The sequence below is a fragment of the Nitrospirota bacterium genome (genome assembly GCA_016180645.1).
Taxonomy (GTDB): domain Bacteria; phylum JACPQY01; class JACPQY01; order JACPQY01; family JACPQY01; genus JACPAV01.
The window spans coordinates 16,099-36,857 of sequence record JACPAV010000027.1; the positions used below are offsets into that span (position 1 = coordinate 16,099).

Annotated in this window: 21 protein-coding genes; 7 read left to right on the forward strand and 14 right to left on the reverse strand. The window is 61.5% G+C overall.

Translation table 11 applies throughout. The features are described from left to right. Positions 1-2: 2 nt before the first annotated feature. The 9 genes from HYT87_15480 to HYT87_15520 all read right to left on the reverse strand — a co-directional run bounded on the left by HYT87_15480 (position 3) and on the right by HYT87_15520 (position 10,712). A complete protein-coding gene (locus HYT87_15480) occupies positions 3-2,930 on the reverse strand; it encodes a hybrid sensor histidine kinase/response regulator (GenBank protein MBI2061140.1) in 2,928 nt (975 codons plus the stop codon). A gap of 5 nt (positions 2,931-2,935) precedes the next feature. After that, complete coding sequence (locus HYT87_15485; protein ID MBI2061141.1) at positions 2,936-3,781, reverse strand: protein-glutamate O-methyltransferase CheR; 846 nt, start codon at positions 3,779-3,781, stop codon at positions 2,936-2,938. A gap of 9 nt (positions 3,782-3,790) precedes the next feature. After that, positions 3,791-4,231 (reverse strand): chemotaxis protein CheW, encoded by a 441-nt coding sequence (locus HYT87_15490; GenBank protein MBI2061142.1) that lies wholly within the window; start codon positions 4,229-4,231, stop codon positions 3,791-3,793. Between the two features lie 46 nt (positions 4,232-4,277). Beyond that, positions 4,278-6,320, reverse strand: a complete 2,043-nt coding sequence (locus HYT87_15495; protein MBI2061143.1) for a methyl-accepting chemotaxis protein — start codon at positions 6,318-6,320, stop codon at positions 4,278-4,280. Positions 6,321-6,346: 26 nt separating this feature from the next. Further along, the gene (locus HYT87_15500) at positions 6,347-8,122 is read right to left on the reverse strand and encodes a response regulator (protein MBI2061144.1); all 1,776 of its coding nucleotides are present in this window, start codon (positions 8,120-8,122) and stop codon (positions 6,347-6,349) included. A gap of 104 nt (positions 8,123-8,226) precedes the next feature. Beyond that, positions 8,227-9,162 (reverse strand): alpha/beta fold hydrolase, encoded by a 936-nt coding sequence (locus tag HYT87_15505; protein ID MBI2061145.1) that lies wholly within the window; start codon positions 9,160-9,162, stop codon positions 8,227-8,229. A 25-nt stretch (positions 9,163-9,187) separates the two neighbouring features. Next, positions 9,188-10,072: a hypothetical protein gene (locus tag HYT87_15510; protein MBI2061146.1), complete on the reverse strand. Its 885-nt coding sequence runs from the start codon at positions 10,070-10,072 to the stop codon at positions 9,188-9,190. Next, positions 10,069-10,281, reverse strand: coding sequence for a hypothetical protein (locus HYT87_15515; GenBank protein ID MBI2061147.1), 213 nt, complete (start codon positions 10,279-10,281; stop codon positions 10,069-10,071). Before HYT87_15515 ends, HYT87_15510 begins: the two co-directional genes overlap by 4 nt. Next, a complete protein-coding gene (locus HYT87_15520) occupies positions 10,278-10,712 on the reverse strand; it encodes a GIY-YIG nuclease family protein (protein MBI2061148.1) in 435 nt (144 codons plus the stop codon). The genes HYT87_15515 and HYT87_15520 overlap by 4 nt, the downstream gene beginning before the upstream one ends. A 77-nt stretch (positions 10,713-10,789) precedes the next feature. Here HYT87_15520 and HYT87_15525 point away from each other — a divergent pair, with 77 nt between their 5' ends. The 6 genes from HYT87_15525 (at position 10,790) to HYT87_15550 (ending at position 14,892) form a co-directional block, all read left to right on the forward strand. Then, entirely contained in the window at positions 10,790-11,692 is a 903-nt protein-coding gene (locus tag HYT87_15525) for an ROK family protein (protein MBI2061149.1), read from the forward strand. Positions 11,693-11,797: 105 nt separating this feature from the next. Beyond that, on the forward strand, positions 11,798-12,496 hold the full coding sequence (locus HYT87_15530; protein ID MBI2061150.1) for a TetR/AcrR family transcriptional regulator: 699 nt from the start codon (positions 11,798-11,800) through the stop codon (positions 12,494-12,496). Next, positions 12,484-12,777 (forward strand): MaoC family dehydratase, encoded by a 294-nt coding sequence (locus HYT87_15535; GenBank protein ID MBI2061151.1) that lies wholly within the window; start codon positions 12,484-12,486, stop codon positions 12,775-12,777. Before HYT87_15530 ends, HYT87_15535 begins: the two co-directional genes overlap by 13 nt. Positions 12,778-12,802: 25 nt before the next feature. Next, positions 12,803-12,976: a hypothetical protein gene (locus HYT87_15540; GenBank protein MBI2061152.1), complete on the forward strand. Its 174-nt coding sequence runs from the start codon at positions 12,803-12,805 to the stop codon at positions 12,974-12,976. Further along, complete coding sequence (locus HYT87_15545) at positions 12,969-14,096, forward strand: saccharopine dehydrogenase NADP-binding domain-containing protein (protein MBI2061153.1); 1,128 nt, start codon at positions 12,969-12,971, stop codon at positions 14,094-14,096. Before HYT87_15540 ends, HYT87_15545 begins: the two co-directional genes overlap by 8 nt. A gap of 4 nt (positions 14,097-14,100) precedes the next feature. Further along, positions 14,101-14,892: an SDR family NAD(P)-dependent oxidoreductase gene (locus HYT87_15550; GenBank protein ID MBI2061154.1), complete on the forward strand. Its 792-nt coding sequence runs from the start codon at positions 14,101-14,103 to the stop codon at positions 14,890-14,892. A 99-nt stretch (positions 14,893-14,991) separates the two neighbouring features. On the opposite strand, the gene HYT87_15555 is transcribed toward HYT87_15550, so the two are convergent. After that, positions 14,992-16,650: a SagB/ThcOx family dehydrogenase gene (locus HYT87_15555; GenBank protein MBI2061155.1), complete on the reverse strand. Its 1,659-nt coding sequence runs from the start codon at positions 16,648-16,650 to the stop codon at positions 14,992-14,994. Positions 16,651-16,667: 17 nt separating this feature from the next. Next, complete coding sequence (locus HYT87_15560) at positions 16,668-17,387, reverse strand: hypothetical protein (GenBank protein ID MBI2061156.1); 720 nt, start codon at positions 17,385-17,387, stop codon at positions 16,668-16,670. A 274-nt stretch (positions 17,388-17,661) separates the two neighbouring features. Here HYT87_15560 and HYT87_15565 point away from each other — a divergent pair, with 274 nt between their 5' ends. Beyond that, positions 17,662-18,561: an alpha/beta hydrolase gene (locus tag HYT87_15565; GenBank protein ID MBI2061157.1), complete on the forward strand. Its 900-nt coding sequence runs from the start codon at positions 17,662-17,664 to the stop codon at positions 18,559-18,561. Here HYT87_15565 and HYT87_15570 read toward each other — a convergent pair. The 3 genes from HYT87_15570 to HYT87_15580 all read right to left on the reverse strand — a co-directional run bounded on the left by HYT87_15570 (position 18,536) and on the right by HYT87_15580 (position 20,746). Next, positions 18,536-19,213: a methyltransferase domain-containing protein gene (locus HYT87_15570; protein MBI2061158.1), complete on the reverse strand. Its 678-nt coding sequence runs from the start codon at positions 19,211-19,213 to the stop codon at positions 18,536-18,538. The two genes, HYT87_15565 and HYT87_15570, sit on opposite strands and share 26 nt — an antisense overlap. Before the next feature lie 105 nt (positions 19,214-19,318). Continuing rightward, positions 19,319-20,227, reverse strand: a complete 909-nt coding sequence (locus HYT87_15575; GenBank protein ID MBI2061159.1) for a pirin family protein — start codon at positions 20,225-20,227, stop codon at positions 19,319-19,321. A gap of 345 nt (positions 20,228-20,572) precedes the next feature. Continuing rightward, positions 20,573-20,746 (reverse strand): hypothetical protein, encoded by a 174-nt coding sequence (locus tag HYT87_15580; protein MBI2061160.1) that lies wholly within the window; start codon positions 20,744-20,746, stop codon positions 20,573-20,575. Positions 20,747-20,759: the final 13 nt, after the last annotated feature.

The following is a 20,759-nucleotide window of genomic DNA, read 5'->3' on the forward strand; positions in this document are numbered from 1 at the left end:
ATTCACGCCTGGAGATAACGGCGCACGGTGGAGAGAAGCCGGTTGCCCTCCAACGGCTTGAAGATGTACTCATTCACCCCGGCCTCGAACCCCGCGGCGACATCCTGGTCCTGCTTGCGCGAACTCACCACGAGGATGGGCACCTCGCGGTAGCCGGGCAGCGAACGAACGTGCCGGGCGAACTCGATGCCGTCCATCCGCGGCATCATGATGTCCGTCACGATGAGGTCGAACCGCTCGGACTGCACCTTCTCCCACCCGTCAAGCCCGTCCTCCGCCATGAACAGTTGGACCTGCGCGCGTTCGAACAACTTTTCATACATCTTCCGGAGGACCGCCGAGTCGTCCACGACCAGGACCCGCGCCCGGCCCGCAGTCACGGCAGGGGTCGGAGGCGCTCCGGTCCGTTCGATCCCCGGCCCGCCGATCGCCGCTCCCTGGCTTGCCGCGTCGATAATCGATTGGATATTGAGAATCGGGACCACCCGCCCATCGCCCAGAATGGTTCCCCCGCTCAGGTGCTTCACCTTGAGGAGCACGTCGCCCAACGACTTGATGACGATCTCCTGCTTGCCCCGAATCCGATCCACGATCAATCCGATCCGGCTTTCCGCGGAGCCGGCCACGATCACGGGACGCTGGCGCCCATTGGACGGGGCCGGCCCGGAGGGGAGGGCGAGGACCGATTCCAGGCGGACCACAGGCAGCACGCGGTCGCGCAGGTGGATGACCTCCCTTTTCCCCACCCCTTTCACATTCTGCTCGGTGATCCCGATCGCCTCCTCCACGGAACTCAAGGGCAATGCGTAGGTCTGTTCGGCCACGCCCACGAGGAGGGCGTTGATGATGGCCATCGTAAGCGGCAATTTGAGCGTGAAACAGGTTCCCTCACCCGGCTCCGTATCGATATCGATCGTCCCGTTGAGCTTCGCAATGTTGAACTTGACGACGTCCATCCCCACGCCTCTCCCTGAAACGGCCGTCACCTCCTCTTTGCTCGAGAATCCGGGAAGGAAGATCAGGTTGAGGGCGGCGAATCGGTCCAAATGATCCGCCTGCTCCCGGGTGAGAAGCCCCTTGCGCACGGCGACTTCCCCCAACTTCGTGGGCTCCAATCCCCGCCCGTCATCCTCCACCTCAATGATGATGTGGTCTCCCTCATGAAACGCATTGAGGCGAATCGTTCCGATGGCGGGCTTACCCGATCTTTCCCGTTCCGCGGCGGACTCGATCCCGTGGTCGATGGCGTTGCGGACAAGGTGGAGGAGCGGATCGCTGATTTCTTCCACAATATTCTTGTCCAGCTCCGTTTCCTCACCACGAATTTCGATCACCACCTCCTTTTGCATGCTCCTTGAGAGATCGCGGACGAGGCGGGGAAACTTCCCGAATACCGTTTGGATGGGAACCATCCGAAGACCCATCAAACCCTCTTGCAGTTCGCCGATGACGCGCCCGAGGACTTCATTGGTGCGGCCGATGTCGTCCCGCAATTCGCCCGGCGCCAATTCTCCTGGATCGTCGCTCTCAAGAAGCCTTCTCAGCTCGGCCATCAGGCGGCGCGCCTGCGCCTGTGATCGTGAGCCCAAGGCCCCGTGGTGTACGCCCTCCCGGTCTGGTCCATTCACCACCGGCGCGGCTTGGCCGTTCGACTCGGGCAGGCGCGGCAAAACGTCCGACGCCATTCGCTCCCTGTCCATGGACACGGACGAGGCAATCTTCTCCACCACGGCGTTCGCCCACCCCATGCGCTCCAACAGCCGCAAGGCCACCGACACCTGCCGATCCAGCCGGCTCTTGTTGATGACGATCTCGCCCATGAGGTTCATGACTCGGTCCAACTTCTGAACGTCCACGCGGAGGCTCCTCATGCCTGCCGCAGCGGGCGCCGGCGTCCCATGCGCATCCCGCAAGCGTTCACCCCCACCCGCCACCGAATCGGCGGGCAGGCCCTGACCCTCCCCTTTCGAGGGGGAGGGGGTAGGCGCAGGCTTTACGCCTGCGTCTGAAGACGCACCCATAAAGGGTGCGGCTACCATCCCTTCCCCCATTGCCCGCCGCGGCGAACCGGCGGTCACGCCTTCGAGACGGAGGGCCAAATGGGAAAGATCCCTCTCCACGTGCCGCCCCTGGGCAAGGTTCGCAAGGTTCATTCGGAGTCCGTCCAGACAGGCCAGCATTCCGTCGGTTACCCTGGGCGTGACCGCAAGCTTTCCCGATCGCGCTCGCTCGAAAACGTTCTCCATTTTGTGGGCCAATTCGCCGGTCTTCCGCATTCCCACGGTGAACGAATTGCCCTTCATCGAATGTGCAATCCGGAAGATGCCGTTGATCAGCTCGTGATCCTCCGGCTGTTGCTCCAAGGTCATGAGCTGTAGCTCCAACTGCCCCAGGAGCTCCTGACTTTCCTCCACGTAGGCGTCCACGAGATTGGCATCCAATCGAACGGGGATCTCCTCGGTCGAAGGCGCTTCGGCGCCGGGCGGCGTTCCCTCGGCGGGAGACGGCATGCCCTCCACGGCGGGCGGCGTCGCGGCGGGAGGCGCGGTGGCTGCCGCGCGGTACTGCGAGACGAATGAGTCGACTCGCTCGTCGGCGGGGCTGGGAATCGCCTCACTCATCTTTTCCAGAAGTTCCAGAACGAGATCCACGGATTTCTTCACGCGGTCCAAGGTCGGCGGGCTGACCGGAACGCCGCGCGCCGCCACCTCTTCAACCAACTCCTGAACCTTCCTGCCCAGCTTGCGCGCCCCCTCGTTCCGAATCATGCCGGCGTTCACTTGGATCACGCGGCTCGACTCGACCAACTTGGACACGGTATCGGGCAGGCGACCTTCCACTGCCACTCCAAGCATTTCCAGGTTCTCGAGAATCGACTTTGCCGAGGCCATCGCTTCGTCTCTGAAAACGCAGGTCGTCGCCCAGTCCATGCGGCTCAGGAAGCTCGGCGCTCCCGGCGGAAGACCCGGATCCCATGGACCTCGCTTCGTTCGAGCCCGCACCCGAGATCCACCGTTTCGGCGTCCGACACCATGAGGGCGCCTCCCGGCGGAAGCACCTCGGCCAGCCGCCGCCAAAGCTGTTTCCGCGCCGATTCCGTCATGTAAAGGGATACGTGCCTGCAGAAGATGATTTCCCGGTCCCGGGGAAACGGATCGCACGCCAGGTTCAGCCGGCGGAATTGAACGTGGGTCCGAAGCCCGTCGCGCACTCGCCAATCCCCAACCCCTGCCGCCGGAATGAAATAACGGTCACGGATCTCCCTGGGGCAGTCCCTGAAATGATCCGCGCCGTAGATTCCCTTTCGACCGACCTCCAGTGCGGCCTCACAAATGTCGGTGCCGAGAACATCGATCCGGCTGTTCACACGATTTCCAAGCGCCTCCGCCGCCGCCATGGCCATCGAATAGGCTTCATCTCCCGTGGAACAGCCTGCACTCCAGAGCCGAATAGGGTCGGTGTCCGTCCGCGTCCCCGCTTGTTGAAGGATCCCACCGAGCGCCCTGAAGTGGTGCTCCGAGCGAAAGAATCCGGTTTCACCGATGGTAATCGCCTCGATCAGCCGGTGGTACTCCTCCTGTGTGGCGGACAACCGCCCGATTTGCCCGGACCATCGAGGGCCCGATTCCGCCATCCACCGGCCGAGCCGCCGTTCCAGGCGGCGGCGAACATTCGGCCAATCCTTCAAGGTGATCATGAGACCGAATCGCTCCTCGGCGAAGGCACGGATGAACATCTCGGCCGCGGGCTGGACGCGCCCTTCCACGTGGGGATCCGGCATCGGGGGCGCCTATGCCTCCTGGAGCGCCTTCATCTGCGGAGATTCCAGAATGCGGGCAAGGTCGAGGTAGACGAGCGGATGATCCCCCATCTGTTTCACGCCCTTCATGAACTCGGCCTCCGCGCGCCCGAGCATGGCCGGGGGAGATTCGAGCTCGGACAATTCCAGAGCACGCACCTGCGAGATGTGATCTGCGAGCGCGCCGAGCGCCTTGTTGCGAAGGGAAAGAATCATGATTTTTCCCCCGTTGACAACCGCCGTTTCGGGAAGATCGAAGAACCTCCTCAGATCGATGACGGCGATGATCTGCCCTCGGAGATTGATGACCCCCAGAACAAAAGCCGGGGTATGCGGGATGTGAGTAATGGGGACCAGATCGAGAACTTCCCGAACCTGCGTCACGTCGGTCGCATACTCCTGACCGCCCAGGTGAAAACAGAGAACTTTCACGCCGGCTGCGTCCGATGATCGACAGGAGGTTGCAAGAAGGCCCGACTCATACCATCACGTCCGTCCATTGTGGGACTGCCTCCTTGGCCCCCGCCCCAAGCGCCTCTGGACCACCGCCATTGGACGGAGCCGGCGCGAGCGCCCGCGGCCCCTGGCCGTCCACCTGGAAATGGCTGATGGCCGTTTCCAATTTCAGCATGTCGTCTTGGAGCGATTTCGTCTGATTGAGGGTCGACTGGCTGACCTTGACCGTTTCCTCAGCGGCGGATACGATGTTGTCCATCCTCTTCGCAACCTGGTTGGCAGAGCTGGTTTGGAGGGTCGTCGCCTTGGATATGTCCTCAATCGCGGAATTGATCGACGTGACGCCCCCCACAATCTCCTCAAGAATGCCCACAGCCGAGCGGACCACCTGCGTCCCCTTCTCCACCTCCTGGCTCCCCAGCCGCATGGCCCTGACGCTCTCATCCGTGTCGACCTGAACCTGCTCAATCAGGTTCGATATTTCCTCGGTGGATTTCGCGGCGCGCTCGGCGAGATTGCTGACTTGGTCCGCCACCACGGCGAATCCCTTCCCTTGCTCGCCCGCGCGGGCCGCCTCGATGGCGGCATTGAGGGACAGCAGGTTCGTCTGCTCCGCGATCCCCGAAATGACTTCCACGATCTTCCCTATTTCTTTTCCCCGCCGGCCGAGCTCTTCGATGCGCGAAGCCGTATCCTCCACGGCCCGTTTGATTTGAAGCATCGCTTCCTCCATCTGATGCATGGATTTCCCTCCGAGGCTGGCCTTCTCATGGGTATCCCTCGTGATCTTTACGGCTCCCTCGACCGTGCGGTTGATGAGCTGGATGGACGAAGATAATTCCGCCACCGCCTGGGCCACCTCCCCCGCCTGAGAGTTCTGGCCGCTCGCCGCCATGCTGACCTGCTCCGAGGCCGAGACGATATCCTTGATGACCGTGCCGACCAGCGCTGCCGTCTTGGAAACCCGGCCGATCAGCGCGCTGAGGTTGGTCAGGAGATCGTTGATGCCCCGACTGAGTTGACCCATTTCGTCCTCGGATTCAATTTGAACCCGCTGCGTCAGGTCACCCTCCCCCACGGCCTGCACGCGCTCCAATACGTGATTCACCGCCGCCTGAAGGTATTCGCTCCGCTCCCGCTCCCGCTCCAGGTTCAGGCCGATCTGCTCGACCATGTCGTTCAGGCTTCGGGCCAGGATGGAGAACTCATCCGATCCCCGTGCCTCTACCCGCTTGGCCAGGTCACCCTGCCGGATGGAAAAAGCGGCATCCGTAAGGTCCTGCACGGGCCGCACGATCATCTTCCTCAGGAGGGAAACGCAGACGACGGCCAGGACGAGTGTCGCGAGCAGCAGCACCAGCACGATGATGCCGATCGAAGACATCGTTCCCACGCGGTCCCGATCGTTGGCCTGGATGGTTTCCTGCAGGGTGTCGGTCAGTTCCTTCCTAAACGCGGCCAGGATCTCGGTCGATTTGGAATCGAACACGGCGAAGTCCCGCTCGATCTTGCCTGAGAGTTCGGACGCCTCCTGTTGGGAGCTTTGCAGTCGGGCGGTCTTCTCCGCGCCAAGCCGGCCCTTGAACGCCTGCTCGGCGGAAAGGGCTGCGATCTCCTCTTGGGCCGTTCCAAGCCGGCTGATCTGTGCCAGGAGTTCGTCGCTCAGGTCGTGGGCCTCCCGGACAATCTCCGCCGCCCGCGAAGCGTAACGGGCGGGCAGACCTTTCGGAACGAGACCCTCGGTTTCAGAAAGGGCCGAGGCCGTGGCATCTCGGAGTTCTTGGAGGTGACCCATCAGGTGCCCCGCGGGGTTCAGCCTCTGGGCCTCCACCATCGTTTTTTCCAGTTTCAGGGCCGCTTCCACCCGACCCAGCGCGTCCACGGCGGGCCGTTGGACCGAGACGACGTTGGTGAGGTCCGATTTCAGCTTGAGGATTCCCATGTAGGTCGTAATGCCCATCACCAGCGCGAGCATCCCCAGGGCCCCGAAGGCGAGGACCAGCTTCTTCCCCACCGTAAATCCGCTGATTTGCCACTCGCCTATGTCTGTTTGAGTCACCGGCATGGATACCTCCCTTTGGTCCGCATTCGCTATTTCACGCTTCTCACCACGTAGGCCTGGACCTTCTCCGATTTTCCCTTCAAGGTAAGCGGAGGCACCTCGTCCACCTCCACTTCCGAACGGACCTCGTCAAGCGTGGCTTGGCTGATGAGCACGCCGCCGTGGGGGGCGGCCGATTCGAGCCGCTGCGCGAGGTTCACATTGTCGCCGATCACGGTGAAATCCCGTCTCAAGAAACGGCTGCCGATATCGCCCTGAATGACCACGCCTGTGTTGATCCCCACGCGCATGTTGAACGGCGTGGCCCGGCCCTTGTTGAAGTCCTGGAGCGCCGCCTGCATGGTGAATCCGCTCCGAACCGCCCGAAGCGCTCCGGACGCTTCCGAACTCTCCTCAAAAACAGCCATGATCGCGTCGCCGATAAATTTGTCCACGATGGCATCGTGCTCCCGCAAGATTTTCGTCAGGAGATCGAAATAGTCGTTGAGGAGGTCGACGACTTCCCGGGGCTTGAGCCTCTCGCAGGTGGGAGTGAACCCGCAGATGTCGCTGAAGAGGATCGTCAACTTTTTCTCATCGGCCCGCAGGGCCATCGGAGAGGATTTCTGCGCGGCCACCTCTTCGGCCTGCTTTAGGGCCGCCTCCGAAAGGTAATGCTTCATCGCCTCCTTCTCGCGCTGAAGCCGACGTTCGGCGAGGAGCCGCTCCACGATCACGAGAAGTTTGTCCACCTGGAAAGGTTTGGTGATGAAGCCGGCCAGACCCGCCCGCGTGGCGCGGCTGAGTTCGGCCTTGCTGTCGCGCGCCGTCATCATGACTACCGAGATGGCCTTCGTCTCCTCTTTCTCCTTGAGACGGGCCGCGAGTTCGAGTCCGTCCATCCCCGGCATGTTGAAATCCGTGACCAACACGTCCGGCTTGAAGGAGAGACACTTCTCGTACCCTTCGCGGCCGTCGCGCGCGATATCCACGGTGAAGCCCTGTTGCGCGAGGCCAATCCGCACCATCCCGCGAATCAGATCGGCATCGTCGACGACCAGAATCCGTTCCCGACCCCGGAGCTTCATGGATTCGAAGTATCGCCGGACGAGGTCGAGGAGTTCCGCCTTGTCGAGCGGCTTGGTGAGATAGTCGTTCGCGCCGGCCTCGAAGCCCTTCTCCACGTCGATGCCGCCCGAGAGGGACGAACAAATGATGACCGGCATGAACTCCAGGGTCGTTTCCGTCTTGATCTTCTGGCACAGTTGATAGCCTGTCATCTTGGGCATCTCGATGTCCGTGATGACGAGGTCCGGCCTGAACTGCCGGACCATCCGGACGCCCTCCTCGCCGTCGTATCCGTGGAGGACGTGATACCCGGCGGAGGACAGAACATCTCCCAGATCCTTGTGGATGACGCGACTGTCGTCCACGAGGAGGATGGAGCGCCCGTGAGCGAAGATGGTCTCAACGAGAAGCGAAAGCTGTTCGGCCTCGAAGGGAATTCGGATGAGATACCGGATTCCGGCCTCGCTGCACCGCTCCCCCAAATCTTCGCCCGCGACCATCACCACGGGCAGTTCTTGGAATCCGTTCATCTTCCGGATCGAATGGAAGAGCTTGAAGCCGTCTTTCGTATGAAACTGGTCCTGGAGCATCACGAGGTCCGGGCGATATTCGGAAATACGGAGGAGCATTTCGTCGCCATCCTCCGGGACGGCGATCTGATAGCCCTTTGGCTTGAGCGCATTCTCGATAAGGGCAGCCATGGCCCGACTGCCCATACCCAGCATGACTCTCCGCCCTGCCTCCGCCCCTGCATTCATGACTTGCGTGGTCCAGATTATAGGAAGTGGAAAAACCGCTGTCAACACGCAAGGTTGCGCTAGACCCAGGATCGCGAAAGTCCAGGGCCGGGGTGTTTTTCGGGTTAGGGTGTCAGAAGAAAATCACGCATCGCGGGATTGACTTGGTCGGGGTCCTCTTCGTGAGGCGAATGGCCGGCGTTGTCCACTACCAACATTCGTGAATTGGGGAGGAGGACGTTGAGCTTCTCGCCCAAGGCAAGCGGCACGGCCCGATCCTGCCTCCCCCACACGATCAGAACCGGTTTCCGATGGCCGGCCAGCGTGTTCACCGTTTCGGTCAGCCCGCCGAAATCCATCTTTCGAAGGATGCCCAGAATCGATTCGCTCGACCCCTTGATGCTCATCGGAGCGATCACGGCATCGACGTAGTCGTCCGTCACTTTGTTTTGATCGTAGAACCAGAAATCCTGGATGTTTCGACGGAACAAGGCCCGGCCCGGGAGCGCAACCAGGAACTCTCCCAGTTTCGGCGCCCCGAACGCCTTGGCGGTCAGCGGCAACGGGTTGGGCAGTCCCGCTGCATCGACCAGCACAAGCTTGTTCACCCGCTCGGGCCACTGAGCCGCCACCATCATGGCGGTGCCGCCTCCCATCGATTGCCCGATGAGATGTGCGGACGGGATACCCATGGCGTCCATGAAATCCAAAACCTGTTGCGCGTAGATACCGTAGGAATACGGCGCGCCAGGGATACGCGTGCTGTAGCCCCACCCATAAAGGTCAACCGCCAGCGTGCGAAACGACGTGGCCAGCGCTTCCTGCGTCCCCCGCCACATGACGGTATGAAAGAGAAATCCATGGATCAGGATGATGGGCTCCCCCTGCCCCTTCTCGATGAAATGCGTGCGGAACTCTCCCGATTGGACGAACGATCCCGGCGCCAGAGATTGCACACGATCCCACGGCACGGTGTCGCGCGGCCGGAATTTCGGAAGCGCAAACACGGCGCCCGCGATGACAATGACGACCAAGAAGAACCCGATCCAGCCCAGTTTCATGCACACCTCCCCGGAAGTCGCGCCGTCAGCCTCCACTCGATGAAAGACCATTCAATTCGTCGACCACCGCGAAAAGATCGCCGATCGAATAGAAGTCGACCGTCACAAAATTCGGCCGCCGACCACTTTCGCCCCAGCACTGTTTCGCGCGATCGATCAACAACGGATTGAAGTTGACCTGCTCGGCCAGGGACGGATGGGCGATGGGACTCGTCAGAAAATGGTTCATTATGAAGAGCGAGTTTTCCGGCCTTCCCCGGTTGATCTTGCAGGTGAACTCCCCCGCTGACTCGAAGTGATAGTGGGTTTCCCACGCGTACTCCCACACGTCGTGGTACCACGGAAGTGCGCCTCCGTCAAAATCCGTGAAGACGACGAGGCGATCCCCACTGCGGATCATTGCCTCCAAGGTGGGCCACGGGGCGCCGGGAGTCTGTGCGTGCACATAGCCGAGCAGCCCGCTCTCGACGAACGACGCTTCGATCTCGGCCGCTCCGACATTCGATTCGAAAATGATCGAAAGGATTTCGCTCGGATGGCGGTCCATGAACGCCCGGATCTCCGCCAGTCCCTCCGCGAGCGACTTTCGGCCGAATTCGCACCGCGCATGACAAAGGTAGGGCTCACCGCGGTACTCGTGAACGTCCAGCATCATGCCGCGAATCCCGTCCTCGAGCTGGCGGGAGATCCCGTGCTCCTGGTTCGGCCCGATCCAACCGTCATCGGCATTCGACATCGCGTTGTGGGCGGTAGCATACGAGACCTCATCAAACCGGCGAAAACATAGATCCTTCGACCCGTTGCACGCCGCGGGGTGCTCCTCGCGTGTGCAGCCGCCCACCCTCATCGCCGCAAGCACCAGGGCCAGGGCCCAATGAATCCGGCGCAGCGAATACGCGTGGAGGATCAAGGGGTTGTGGGGTAGCCGATTCGCAGGGACAACACGTTCATGTTCCTCTGGGAGCGTACCGATTCTAGAAAGTAGAGGACATCGTGACGAACCATGGACTCTCCTTCGCTTGGCAAATCAAAAGATTTCTCCGCAGACAGGTCGCGCGCCTCGAAGAGATCCGCAACCAAGCCGAAGCCGACCGGATCGAACGCGAGATCAACGCTCACAATCGCCTCGCTTTCTCCGAACGCCCCGCGACTTTGCGCTGGGCACGCGCCGGCGCGTAGCTTGCATGACGTTTCCACTCGCCGCCCCGCGAGCGTAGCTCCAAGGGTAGGGCCTGCCCCCCGGGCACCATCCTCCCCGGGCGTCGCCGACGCTTCGGCGGCCCCTGCTTGACCAACTTTTCTTTTCGCGGTCGTGGCATGGCTTTGATGGCCGCCTCCCGCACCAGCGCTTGGGACCGCGTCATGCCCTTCTCGACGTAGACCGGCGCCACCGGTCTTCTCGACCTCGCATAGGCCGAGCCCTGACCCCGGTTGTGCTGCTCGATTCTCGCCTCCACATTCTTTGCAATCCCCGTGTAAAGAGAGTCATCCGCGCACCGCGCGATGTAGACAGACCACTCACGCCGCCCCTGCCTCGATCGGGCGATCATCACGCGAATCATCCGCAGGTAGTTCCGTTCCATACCGTATCTCGGTTCCAAGGAGTATTGTATCCTTTCGAGGCGTCATGAGAATCGGTATTGATCTCGGTGGGACGAAGATCGAAGCCATCGCGCTCGGGGGAGGAGGCGAGACTTTGGACCGCCGCCGCATCCCCACACCTCGAAATGACTACGCAGGCACCGTTCGCGCGGTTGTTGAACTCGTCCAAGGGATCGAATCGCAAGTGGGAGCAACCGGAACGGTGGGCGTTGGGATTCCCGGAATCGTGTCGCCGGCGACGGGTCTCGTGAAGAATGCCAACTCCACGTGGCTGATCGGCCACCCGTTGGACCGGGATCTGTCCGACAGGCTCGATCGCCCCGTCCGACTGGAAAACGACGCGAACTGCTTCGCCTTGTCCGAGGCGACCGACGGCGCGGGGGCGGGAGCGGCGGTGGTATTCGGTGTCATCTTGGGAACCGGGGTGGGCGGGGGAATTGTGGTCGACGGCCGTGTGATTTCCGGTGCGAACGCGATCGCCGGGGAATGGGGCCATAATCCCCTGCCCGCACCCCGGGACGACGAGCGGCCCGGCCCGCCCTGCTACTGCGGCCGCAATGGCTGCATTGAGACGTTTCTCAGCGGTCCAGCCCTGGAGAATCAATATGCGGAGCGGTCCGGCGCTCACCTCAAGGCGGACGAAATAGCCGCACTGGCGATGTCCGGGAACTCCGGCGCGGTTCCGGTCCTCTCCCGATATGCCGAACGCCTGAGCCGCGCCCTTGCCGGCGTGATCAACATCGTCGACCCCCACGTCATCGTCCTGGGCGGCGGCGTTTCCAACATCGAGTCGCTTTGCGACGGCGTTCCCCGTCTTTGGGCTTCCCATGTGTTCTCCGATCACGTCAATACGAAGCTCCGGCGCGCCGTCCACGGCGACTCCAGCGGCGTGCGCGGCGCCGCCTGGCTCTGGCCCGCCTCCCGCTGACATCCGGGCTGCCACCGGGGGATCGCCCGAGTCGCTTGACACGCGCGAATTCGAACCTTAGGATTAAACGGAATATGTATTCCGTTTATATCGCCGGGCGCCCTCATGGGTCGTAGAACCGCCAAGCAGTTGGCCGACAGCCGGCGGAACATCGTGGCCGCCGCCGAACGCCTGTTTGCCGGAAAGGGATTTGCCCGCACACAAGTCGCTGAGATCGCGCGGGCCGCCGGCGTCGGGATCGGGGCGTTTTACCGTCAGTTCTCCGGCAAGGAAGAACTGCTGAGCCTGATCCTCAGCGGACTCTTCACCGACATTCGCGCAAGGGTGAAGGCCATGCGGGCCGACATCGTTCAGCAAACGCCGCTCGAACAATGGAGGGTAATCCAACAAACCTTCGAAATCGTTTTCGACGTCTTCGCCTCCCACCCCAAGGTCACCCTCACGATGCTTCGCTCAGGCTACGGGATGTCCACCAAGGTCGAACAGATGGTTTGGAAATCCCTCAACCAACTGGCGGACGACGTGGCCGCGGATGTCGTGAAAGCGCGAGGCGCGGGTCTGCTGGAGATTTCAACGCCCAGATATGTCGGCGATGTCATCGTCGGCATGGTCCTTCATCTCTCGCACCGGATGCTGGTGGACCGGGCCTTCACGGCCGCCGAGGCTGCCCGATTCTGTACCCGCTTCACGGTGGGCGGACTCCTCGGCTTTGCCCCACCCGCCGCTTTCCAGCGAATCGCGCCCATCGTGCTCGAATTGAATGCCTGCGAGAGGCAAAGGAGGCAGAGATCTTGGCAGCCATAACGTTCGACTCCGTTTCCGATGGAGACCCGCTCCCAACCGTCCAGTACACCGTCAGTCAGGAGACCTTCTGGAAGTTTGCCGTCGCCTCCTTCGACTATAATCCGGTTCACTGCGACCCGCAGTGGGTCAAAACCGCCCGGCCCTTCACACTCGACACGACGGTGGGACACGGAATGATGACCGCAGCCTTTATGTCGTCCGTCCTTACGCGCTGGATGCTCCCGAAGGTCCTCAAGATCCGAGTCGGCCTGGCCGAGTACGAAGTCGTCTTTCCCGATTGAAGTCGGTGAGACGATCCATATCAGGATGAAACCGCACGATCGATTCATCAAGCGGGGCAAATACCACCTCCAATACAAGGTGGATTTGTACAACCAGGACAACGTCCTAAAGGTGGAAACGGTTACCACCCTCATCCTTCCCAGGGACAGGGAGAGCATCCGGAAATTCCTCAAGGGTGAACGAGGTCTCGATGACTGATCGCTCCACCCGGCTATCGGCTGCCAATGGAGCCCCCAGGTCGGTTCACCCCAGACCCGCGAAGGGAAATTGGCTGATTTACGGCGCCAACGGCTTCACCGGGGGAATGATCGCCCGTCGCGCCGCGAAGGAGGGACTTGCCCCCACCCTCGCAGGACGGAATTCCGTGGCGCTACAGACCCTGGCTTCCGAACTGGGCCTCGAATGGCGCGCGTTCGATCTTTCCGATTCTCAAACGATCCGGCGGGCTCTTGCGGATTGCCGTCTCGTCCTGCACTGCGCAGGGCCCTTCAACCAGACCTGCAAGCCGGTGTGCGATGCGGCGATTCAGAGCCGATGCCACTACCTCGATATTACCGGCGAAATGTCCGTCTTTGAGTATCTGCGTACTCAATCGGACGCCGCGGCTCGCGCCGGCGTCATGCTTCTGCCGGGCGTCGGGTTCGATGTCGTCCCCACCGATTGCCTGGCCGGCCGCCTGAAGCGGGAAATGCCCGATGCGGTCCGTCTTGAATTGGCTTTTGTGGGTCCGAACAAAGCGGCCTCGGGATCCGTCAAAACGGCATTGCACCAACTACCGTACGGCTCGCAAGTCCGGGAGAATGGGCAAGTCAAGACGATCCCCCATTTCAGCCGGAAGCGCACGATCCACGTTGCAGGCGTCGATTACATCGTCTACTCCATCCCCTGGGGGGACATCGTCACCGCGTTTCATTCAACGGCAATCCCCAACATCATGGTCTACACCGGATTCCCGAAAGCTCAGGAACTTGCACTGAAATGGTCTCTGCCCCTTGCCAGGGTGCTCAGAAACAAGACCGCGATGAAAGTCGCGGAGTCCGTCGTGAAGTTGATCGTTCCCGCTCCGAGCGCCGACTATTTCGCGCATGCGCGCTGCCAAATCTGGGGTGAAGTGCGAAATGCGACGGGACGCGACATCAGCGCATCGATCGAAACGCCGGACACGTATTCCCTGACGGTCTCCACCGCCGTCCTTTGCGCCAAGAGGGTTCTGGAGGGTTCAATCAAGCCGGGATTTCAGACTCCATCCCTTGTGTTCGGCCCGGAATTCATTTTCGAAGTGGGCGGCACCGTCAAGGTGGACTACTTCGGGGAATAGATCGGTGGCCCGGCACAGTTTCAACGGCTACTTCGACGGGAAGGTGGTTCTCATCACGGGAGCCACCGGAGGTCTCGGATCGGAAGTGGTCCGGCAGCTCGTCCAAACCCAGGCGAGAATGATTCTGTCGGACAAGGGACCTGATCCACAGTACCGGAACGCGCGAGTCCTGGCCTATTTCCCCGCCAACCTGGCCTCACGCGAGGGCTGCGAGGCGTTGGTTCAAAGCTGCCGCTCCGTCTCACCCGTCATCGACATTCTCTTCAACAACGCCGGCCTGGCATCGGTGGGATTTTTCGTAGACGTCCCCGACGATAGGTGGGAGGAACAGATCAAGGTGAATCTCATCGCACCGATGATGCTCACGAAGTTGATGCTTCCGGACATGATCGCAAGGAGATCCGGCCATGTTGTGAATATCTCGTCCGTCGGCGGGCACGTGGGGTTGCCCAAGACGGCCACCTACGCCGCGACCAAGTTCGGCTTGAGAGGATTCGGAACGGCCCTCCACGGGGAAGTCGACCCACACAACATTGTCGTCAGCAATGTTTACCCGACTTTTACCCGGACACCGATCTTGAATTCCGATCGGTTCGGCTACACCCAGTCAAAGGACATGCCTGCGTACTTGATTGACGACCCCGAAAAAGTCGTTCGTGCCATTCTCAACGGTATTTCGAGGAAAAAGGTTCACATCTTTCCGAGCGGCCGCGCCAAAGCTATTGGCCTGCTGGCCCGGATCTCTCCGAACTTCACCGCCTTTCTCACGCGGCGACTGGCCAAGCAGGTAGACTGACACCGAAAGCTGCCACCCGCGAAGGGATCGCCGCAAAAGCGGGGATTTGGTAGCCGCAGGCTTCAGCCTGCGTCCGAAGACGCACCCGTTTGCCCAGGCTCACCCCGGAGCAGGGTACGCCGGCAGGGTGGAGAGCCTCGTGTCTTCCACCGCACCTCCCACGGTGAAGTGATAAAGCGTTTGGAACCGGCACCCCTCGACCCCGATCAACTCGTGCAGCGAATCGTCGAAAAAGCATCCAATCCCGGTGGCCTGTACCCCCGCCGCCTCGGCCTCGAGATAGAGGACCTGACCGATCGCGCCGGCCTCCCAGTGGAGCCGCCGATAGAACCAAGCCCCCCTCTCCCGCAATGGTTTTTCAAACTCCGCCAACATGGCGACCGCGAATGCGCCATCCGACGCGATGTCCTGTCCACAGCTCACCGCGGCCGCGTCACTCCGAACGTCTCCCTCTTCTAGAAGGTAGAGCGGCATTTCCACCGGAGAGCCTGCGGCCTTCGTCCATCGGAATCCATCGGACATGGATTCCTTCAGCACCTTGAGACGAGCGGGATCGCGGACCAGACAATAGAGGCCGGACGGCAGACCCTCCACGCGGTGCACGAAGAGAACCAGATCGATGGCGGGTGGCCAAGGCATCATATCCCACGGCGCCCGATCCCCCATCGGGAGCACACGGTGGAGGACCAGAAAGAACTCTTCCGCCGTGAGTCTCGTGGAACCATCCATCGCAACGGCACTCCGGCGACGGCGAATCACCTCCGCCGCACTGAGATTCCGGTTCGGAGACAGGCCGGGAAGCGGGCGGCGCACCCCGGGTTTCGGTCGGCCCGCCGGATGTCGGACGGCGCATGCCGCGGTCACGCCGTCGATGACGGGCCACGGATGGTGCTCCGTGCTCAGTCGGTTTGCGCGCCCGAACCATTGAGCGGCACCGTCGTGCCGAAGAACTTCCAAGGCCGTCCCCTTCGCAACCGTCGCCGACGGCTCAGAGGTCGATATCCGCGCCAACACGGCTGGTTCTTCTCTCTCGGCGGGATCGAACTCATCTGAACGGTCCAGTCCCAGAAGTCTGGAAAGCACCGCATCGTCGATCGAATCGTCCAGCACCATCGACCAACCTTGCAGGGCAGCCGAGATTCGAACGGCCGCGATCGCATGACCCATGTCGTGCTGGCAGTATCGGTAGGCCCTTTCGCCGTACTTCCACGCCTCCCTCCAATGAATCGAGGTGAGGCCGACCCAGATACTGTCTACACCCGGTCCGTTGGAAGGCAGCGGGAATTCGATCGGCCATTCGCACCGAAGCTCCAACGCGTGGACCTCCGGGGCGTAGTGATATAAGGCCGTCCGCCCGGTGGGTCCGTCAACCCGACTGGAGAGGATGTAAGCCTCTGTCGGATGAAGATTGCCGCTGGAAGGATTGACGCGGAGTGCCCAGGTGGATCCTTTGAACGATTTCCACGCCGAGAGCGCCAGGGAGAAGTAGAACAACTCGGAGATCGTTTCGAGGGTCAGTCTCTTCGGCGAAAACCGTTTTCCAGAAAAGAGGTCATCATACGCAGGCGAGCGGTTCGCGTCCGGTATGGGCAACCTGATGAGCGAACTCCCCTCATACCTCCGGAACGGGTTTGGCTGTGTGTCCCAATCCAAGTAACCCAGCGAGGCCGCGTGGCGATGGGGAAAATGCTTCGTCCGCTCGTGATAGGCGAACACCTCATCGAGCGCATCCGGGTTCGGCCTCACCGAGGTCTCCATCCGCCGGAGAAGGACTTCTACTCCACCTCGGAGCAGAATGGTTCTGAATCGCGGGGACGGGTGGGAAAGGAGACGCTTTCCAGTTCTTCCACCCAGATCAGTCGGCCCTCTTCGTAGCCCGCGCTCCGAATCCGCCCAGCCCCTCTCGCAAACACCTCTTCGAATTCCGCTTCCTGGCTCGACCATCCATAGGGCTTCGACCGGCGCACAAGCGCTCCGGAAAACTCCCCTGCCCGGACTTTCACCGGCGCAGAGGCTGGCAGCACCTGGTAGCGCCACGCCACCTGCGAACCTGGCAGAAACAAGTCGGCCAGCACCGACCGATAGGCATGGGGGTAGACGCCCCCGCTGACGGAATCCGTGAGCCAGCATCCGCTGCCGGTCCACGAGGTCGCTTCAATAGCAGACCCAGGTAGGTACGGTTCCAGACTCTGACACGTCACGGCGCGATTTCCGATCTCCATCGAATCAAAGAAGGTGAAACCCGAACGGCCGTCCACAAGATAGCTTGCGAGCGCGTCCATTCCCTCCCCACTCCGCGTTATCCAAGTTCGCACGGCCGGTCCCTCTTCCACTCTGAGTTTGGCCACCCACTCCACCGCCTGCGTGTCGGCCCTCCCGCTGAAATAGCGTCGGCGATATCGGCGTATCGTGCCGGCGGGGGCCAAGGTAAAGTCTCCGCCGAACTTTGATCGAGGGCAGTAGACACGCTGATACACCCACCTTTGGAATGCCATCTCGCAATGATCGGTAGGATCGCCTCCACGGACGTTTTCAAAACATCGCCGGACCCCCGCGAGAACTCGGTAGGCTGAGTGGCCCTCTGAGGTCGTCCCCGCGGCCCACCCGGCTCCGGCCGCAAGCAACCCGAGAATGCCCAACCCTCCGGAAAATAATCGTCCGATCACAGTTCTCCCAATGATGCCCATCGCCGCCTCTAAGAGGCATTCTACCGCACGGTGCCGACAATCGCACCACGCCCCGGCGAACTCTCCATGGTAGACTCCCGCGATGGATCAGCCCGTATTCGACATAGCCGCATGGGGCAGGAGAGGCAAGCGCCTTCACACTCCTTGGGGGGGCGTTTTCGGGCTGGACGAAGGCCGCCGGGATCTTCCAATCCTCGCCATCCTCCACGGGTTCCCTACGTCTTCGTACGACTTCCACCGTGTGTTGCTGTCCCTGGCCGAGCGGTTTCGCGTGGTGATTCACGATCACCTTGGTTTCGGACTTTCCGACAAACCCGCCGATTTCGGCTACTCGCTCATGGAACAGGCGGACGTCGCCCTCTGTGTCTGGAGGAGTCTGGGCCTCAAGCGGGTCCATCTCCTAGCGCACGACTACGGCACGAGCGTGGCCACGGAGCTTCTCGCCAGGCGTGAAGCCGGTCTACTGCCCATCGAGATCGATTCCGTAACTCTCTGCAACGGAAGCGTGCATATCGAACTGGCCCATCTCACCTGGGCACAGAAAGCGCTCCGGAGTCCCCGCATCGGGCCGCTGTTTGCACGGCTCGGCAGCACACGGGTGTTCAGATCCCAGATGCGGCGGATTTGGGGCGACCCCTCCAAAGTGGAAAAGGGGGACATCGATGCCATGTGGTCGCTTGTTTCGCTCAACCAGGGACGAAGACGCCTCCCCCAGATTTCACGCTATATCGATGAGCGATTCCGATTCCATCGCCGATGGATCGGCGCCTTGGAGCGGCTCAATCTCCCTGCGCACATCTTGTGGGGAAGGCGAGATCCGATCGCGGTTCCGGCCATCGCGGAAAAACTGGCTGGGGAGATCCGCGGGGCGCGCCTCACATGGCTGGAGGCGCTTGGGCACTACCCGATGCTGGAATCGCCCCCCGAGTGGTCCGCGGCAGCGCTTGAGTTCCTGCTCAGCGTGCCTGGCCGGCGAGGATGAGGCCGGGCGTGCCGTCGATTCGACGCGCCTCCGTCTTCACCAAGGGCAACTCGGATAGTAGCTTCCGCGCGTCGTCCAGATCCAGTCCCAACCCGGCAACGTAGGTCCGGAAAAACGACAGCGCCGGTGTTTTCAGGATCGATGGGATCCGCCAGGCGTTCACAAATCGGCGGGCGTCGTCGAGTCGGCACCCCCGATCCGCTTCCATCACCAACAAGTATCCCCCCGGTTTCAACACCCGCACACACTCTTTCAACCCCTTCAACGGGTCCGGCCAGTGCTTGATCGATGCCGAACTGAATACGCCATCGAAAGTCCTCCGCGGGAACGGCAACTCGAGCGCCGAGGCCCTCAGTCCCCGGAAACGCGGGTTCAGCCGCTTTGTTCGCTCCCGCGCTCTTCTGACCTGCGAAAAAGCCAGGTCCAAGCCGGTCACTCGAAGCGACGGAAATCGCTTCAGAACGTCCGAAGCCATCTGGCCGCCCCCACAACCCACTTCGAGCACATGGCCCGAGCCGGGAATACGATCCTCGAAAAGGCGGATCATCTCCCGCATAAGATCCAGAACAGCCGGGGCGACGAGGTGATCGTATCCCCAAGCCTCAACGGCGCTGTAAGGAGCGGTGATGTCGAATCGTCTGCCTTCAAGCACGGCAGGAGTATTGCACCCACGGCAGGACCCCACAAGGCCCAGCGACATTCCCAACTGGAGTCCTGGTAGCCGCGGACTTCAGTCCGCGTCATCTTCCCAAAGGTTCTACTCCGTAATCCTCCCGAATCGGCCGCTGCGGTAGTCGTCGATCGCCTCCCGAATCTCCCTTTCGGTATTCATGACAAATGGACCGTACCGCGCCACGGGTTCCTTCAGCGGCACGCCGCCGATGAGCAGACACTCCAAGGGTGATCCCGCATCCGGCGCGCACGCCAGGGACACCTCATCCCCGTTCGCCCCGAAGATCACCATTTGCCCGTCCTCCGCCGCGCGAGCCGGCTCGCCGAGACGTCCTTCCCCGCGGAAGACCAGGCCGAAGGCGTTGTAATTCTCAGGCACGGGTTGCGAGATCTTCGCTCCCGGCAACAAAGTGAAATGCAGATAGAGGATCGGCGTCCGCGTCTCAATCACCGCGCGCGCGCCGAGCGACTCGCCGGCAATCACTCGCACGGTGGTCCGCCCATCTCCGCTCTTGGCGATGGGTATTTCAGGGGCCGGAATGTCCTGATACCGCGGTTTCATCATCTTGTCCTTCGCGGGAAGATTCACCCACAATTGGAACCCGTGCATGCGACCCCCCGTTTTCTGGAACGCGGCCGACGGCATTTCGGAGTGGATGACCCCCGATCCGGCCGTCATCCATTGAACATCACCCGCGGCGAGCTTCCCGGCGTTCCCGGCTGAATCCCGGTGTTCCATTTCTCCGGAAAGGACATACGTCACCGTCTCGAAACCGCGGTGGGGATGATCGGGCGCCCCCTTCGCTTCACCCGGCCCGAGGTCCGATGGCCCCATCTCATCGAGCAACAGGAATGGATCAAAATGATCCAGCGTCCTCGTCGGGAACGGCCTCCGGACATCGAATCCCGCGCCTTCCAAGGTGCGAATCCCATCAACGATTCTGGTAATCGACCGGATACCTGTCCTTTCTTCCACCAAAGACTTGAAACTCATCGAGCTATTGTACACTCGCCCAGTCCACATTCCTCGTAGAAGCCTGTCGGATTAGCGGCTCCACTAATTTATTTGCGATGCCGCCGAAGCGCGCCCGAGCAGTGGCTTTGACGATTCATCCGATTTCCACGTTGTCCAAAGACTTCTACCCCCCCCCGGTTCATGCAGGTGCGGGCTCCCACCCCCGCAGGTAGAGCTTGAGCAGATTGTGGGTGAGGCGGATCAACCTCCACTCCTGACGAACCTTGCCCAGCCGGCGCAATAGAAATCTCCGGAACCCACGCTCACCTTCTACGGCGCCACCCCCGTGTTCTCCCTAATCGCCTCCACCATCGACCTCACCTGCTACTTGTCGTTGGCCCCCTGCGTCACCTCGCAGGCTACCACGGCCTGACTCTCCGAGTCCACCGCCGCCTGCGTGTTGTACGCCTGCTCAAAACTCTTCGTCGCACCGTCCTTCATGATCCGACTCTCGGGATCGGTAAAATTGTCCTGGTCCTTGTCCTCCGGGAGAGCCACTTGACAAGAAAAC

What these genes read in the sequence shown, in the direction of transcription:
- HYT87_15480 (MBI2061140.1), bottom strand. Translation starts at nt 2,930, where the DNA reads ATGGACTGGGCGACGACCTGCGTTTTCAGAGACGAAGCGATGGCCTCG.
- HYT87_15485 (MBI2061141.1), bottom strand. Translation starts at nt 3,781, where the DNA reads ATGCCGGATCCCCACGTGGAAGGGCGCGTCCAGCCCGCGGCCGAGATG.
- HYT87_15495 (MBI2061143.1), bottom strand. Translation starts at nt 6,320, where the DNA reads ATGCCGGTGACTCAAACAGACATAGGCGAGTGGCAAATCAGCGGATTT.
- HYT87_15500 (MBI2061144.1), bottom strand. Translation starts at nt 8,122, where the DNA reads ATGAATGCAGGGGCGGAGGCAGGGCGGAGAGTCATGCTGGGTATGGGC.
- HYT87_15505 (MBI2061145.1), bottom strand. Translation starts at nt 9,162, where the DNA reads ATGAAACTGGGCTGGATCGGGTTCTTCTTGGTCGTCATTGTCATCGCG.
- HYT87_15520 (MBI2061148.1), bottom strand. Translation starts at nt 10,712, where the DNA reads ATGATCGCCCGATCGAGGCAGGGGCGGCGTGAGTGGTCTGTCTACATC.
- HYT87_15525 (MBI2061149.1), top strand. Translation starts at nt 10,790, where the DNA reads ATGAGAATCGGTATTGATCTCGGTGGGACGAAGATCGAAGCCATCGCG.
- HYT87_15530 (MBI2061150.1), top strand. Translation starts at nt 11,798, where the DNA reads ATGGGTCGTAGAACCGCCAAGCAGTTGGCCGACAGCCGGCGGAACATC.
- HYT87_15540 (MBI2061152.1), top strand. Translation starts at nt 12,803, where the DNA reads ATGAAACCGCACGATCGATTCATCAAGCGGGGCAAATACCACCTCCAA.
- HYT87_15545 (MBI2061153.1), top strand. Translation starts at nt 12,969, where the DNA reads ATGACTGATCGCTCCACCCGGCTATCGGCTGCCAATGGAGCCCCCAGG.
- HYT87_15555 (MBI2061155.1), bottom strand. Translation starts at nt 16,650, where the DNA reads ATGGAGACCTCGGTGAGGCCGAACCCGGATGCGCTCGATGAGGTGTTC.
- HYT87_15560 (MBI2061156.1), bottom strand. Translation starts at nt 17,387, where the DNA reads ATGGCATTCCAAAGGTGGGTGTATCAGCGTGTCTACTGCCCTCGATCA.
- HYT87_15565 (MBI2061157.1), top strand. Translation starts at nt 17,662, where the DNA reads ATGGATCAGCCCGTATTCGACATAGCCGCATGGGGCAGGAGAGGCAAG.
- HYT87_15575 (MBI2061159.1), bottom strand. Translation starts at nt 20,227, where the DNA reads ATGAGTTTCAAGTCTTTGGTGGAAGAAAGGACAGGTATCCGGTCGATT.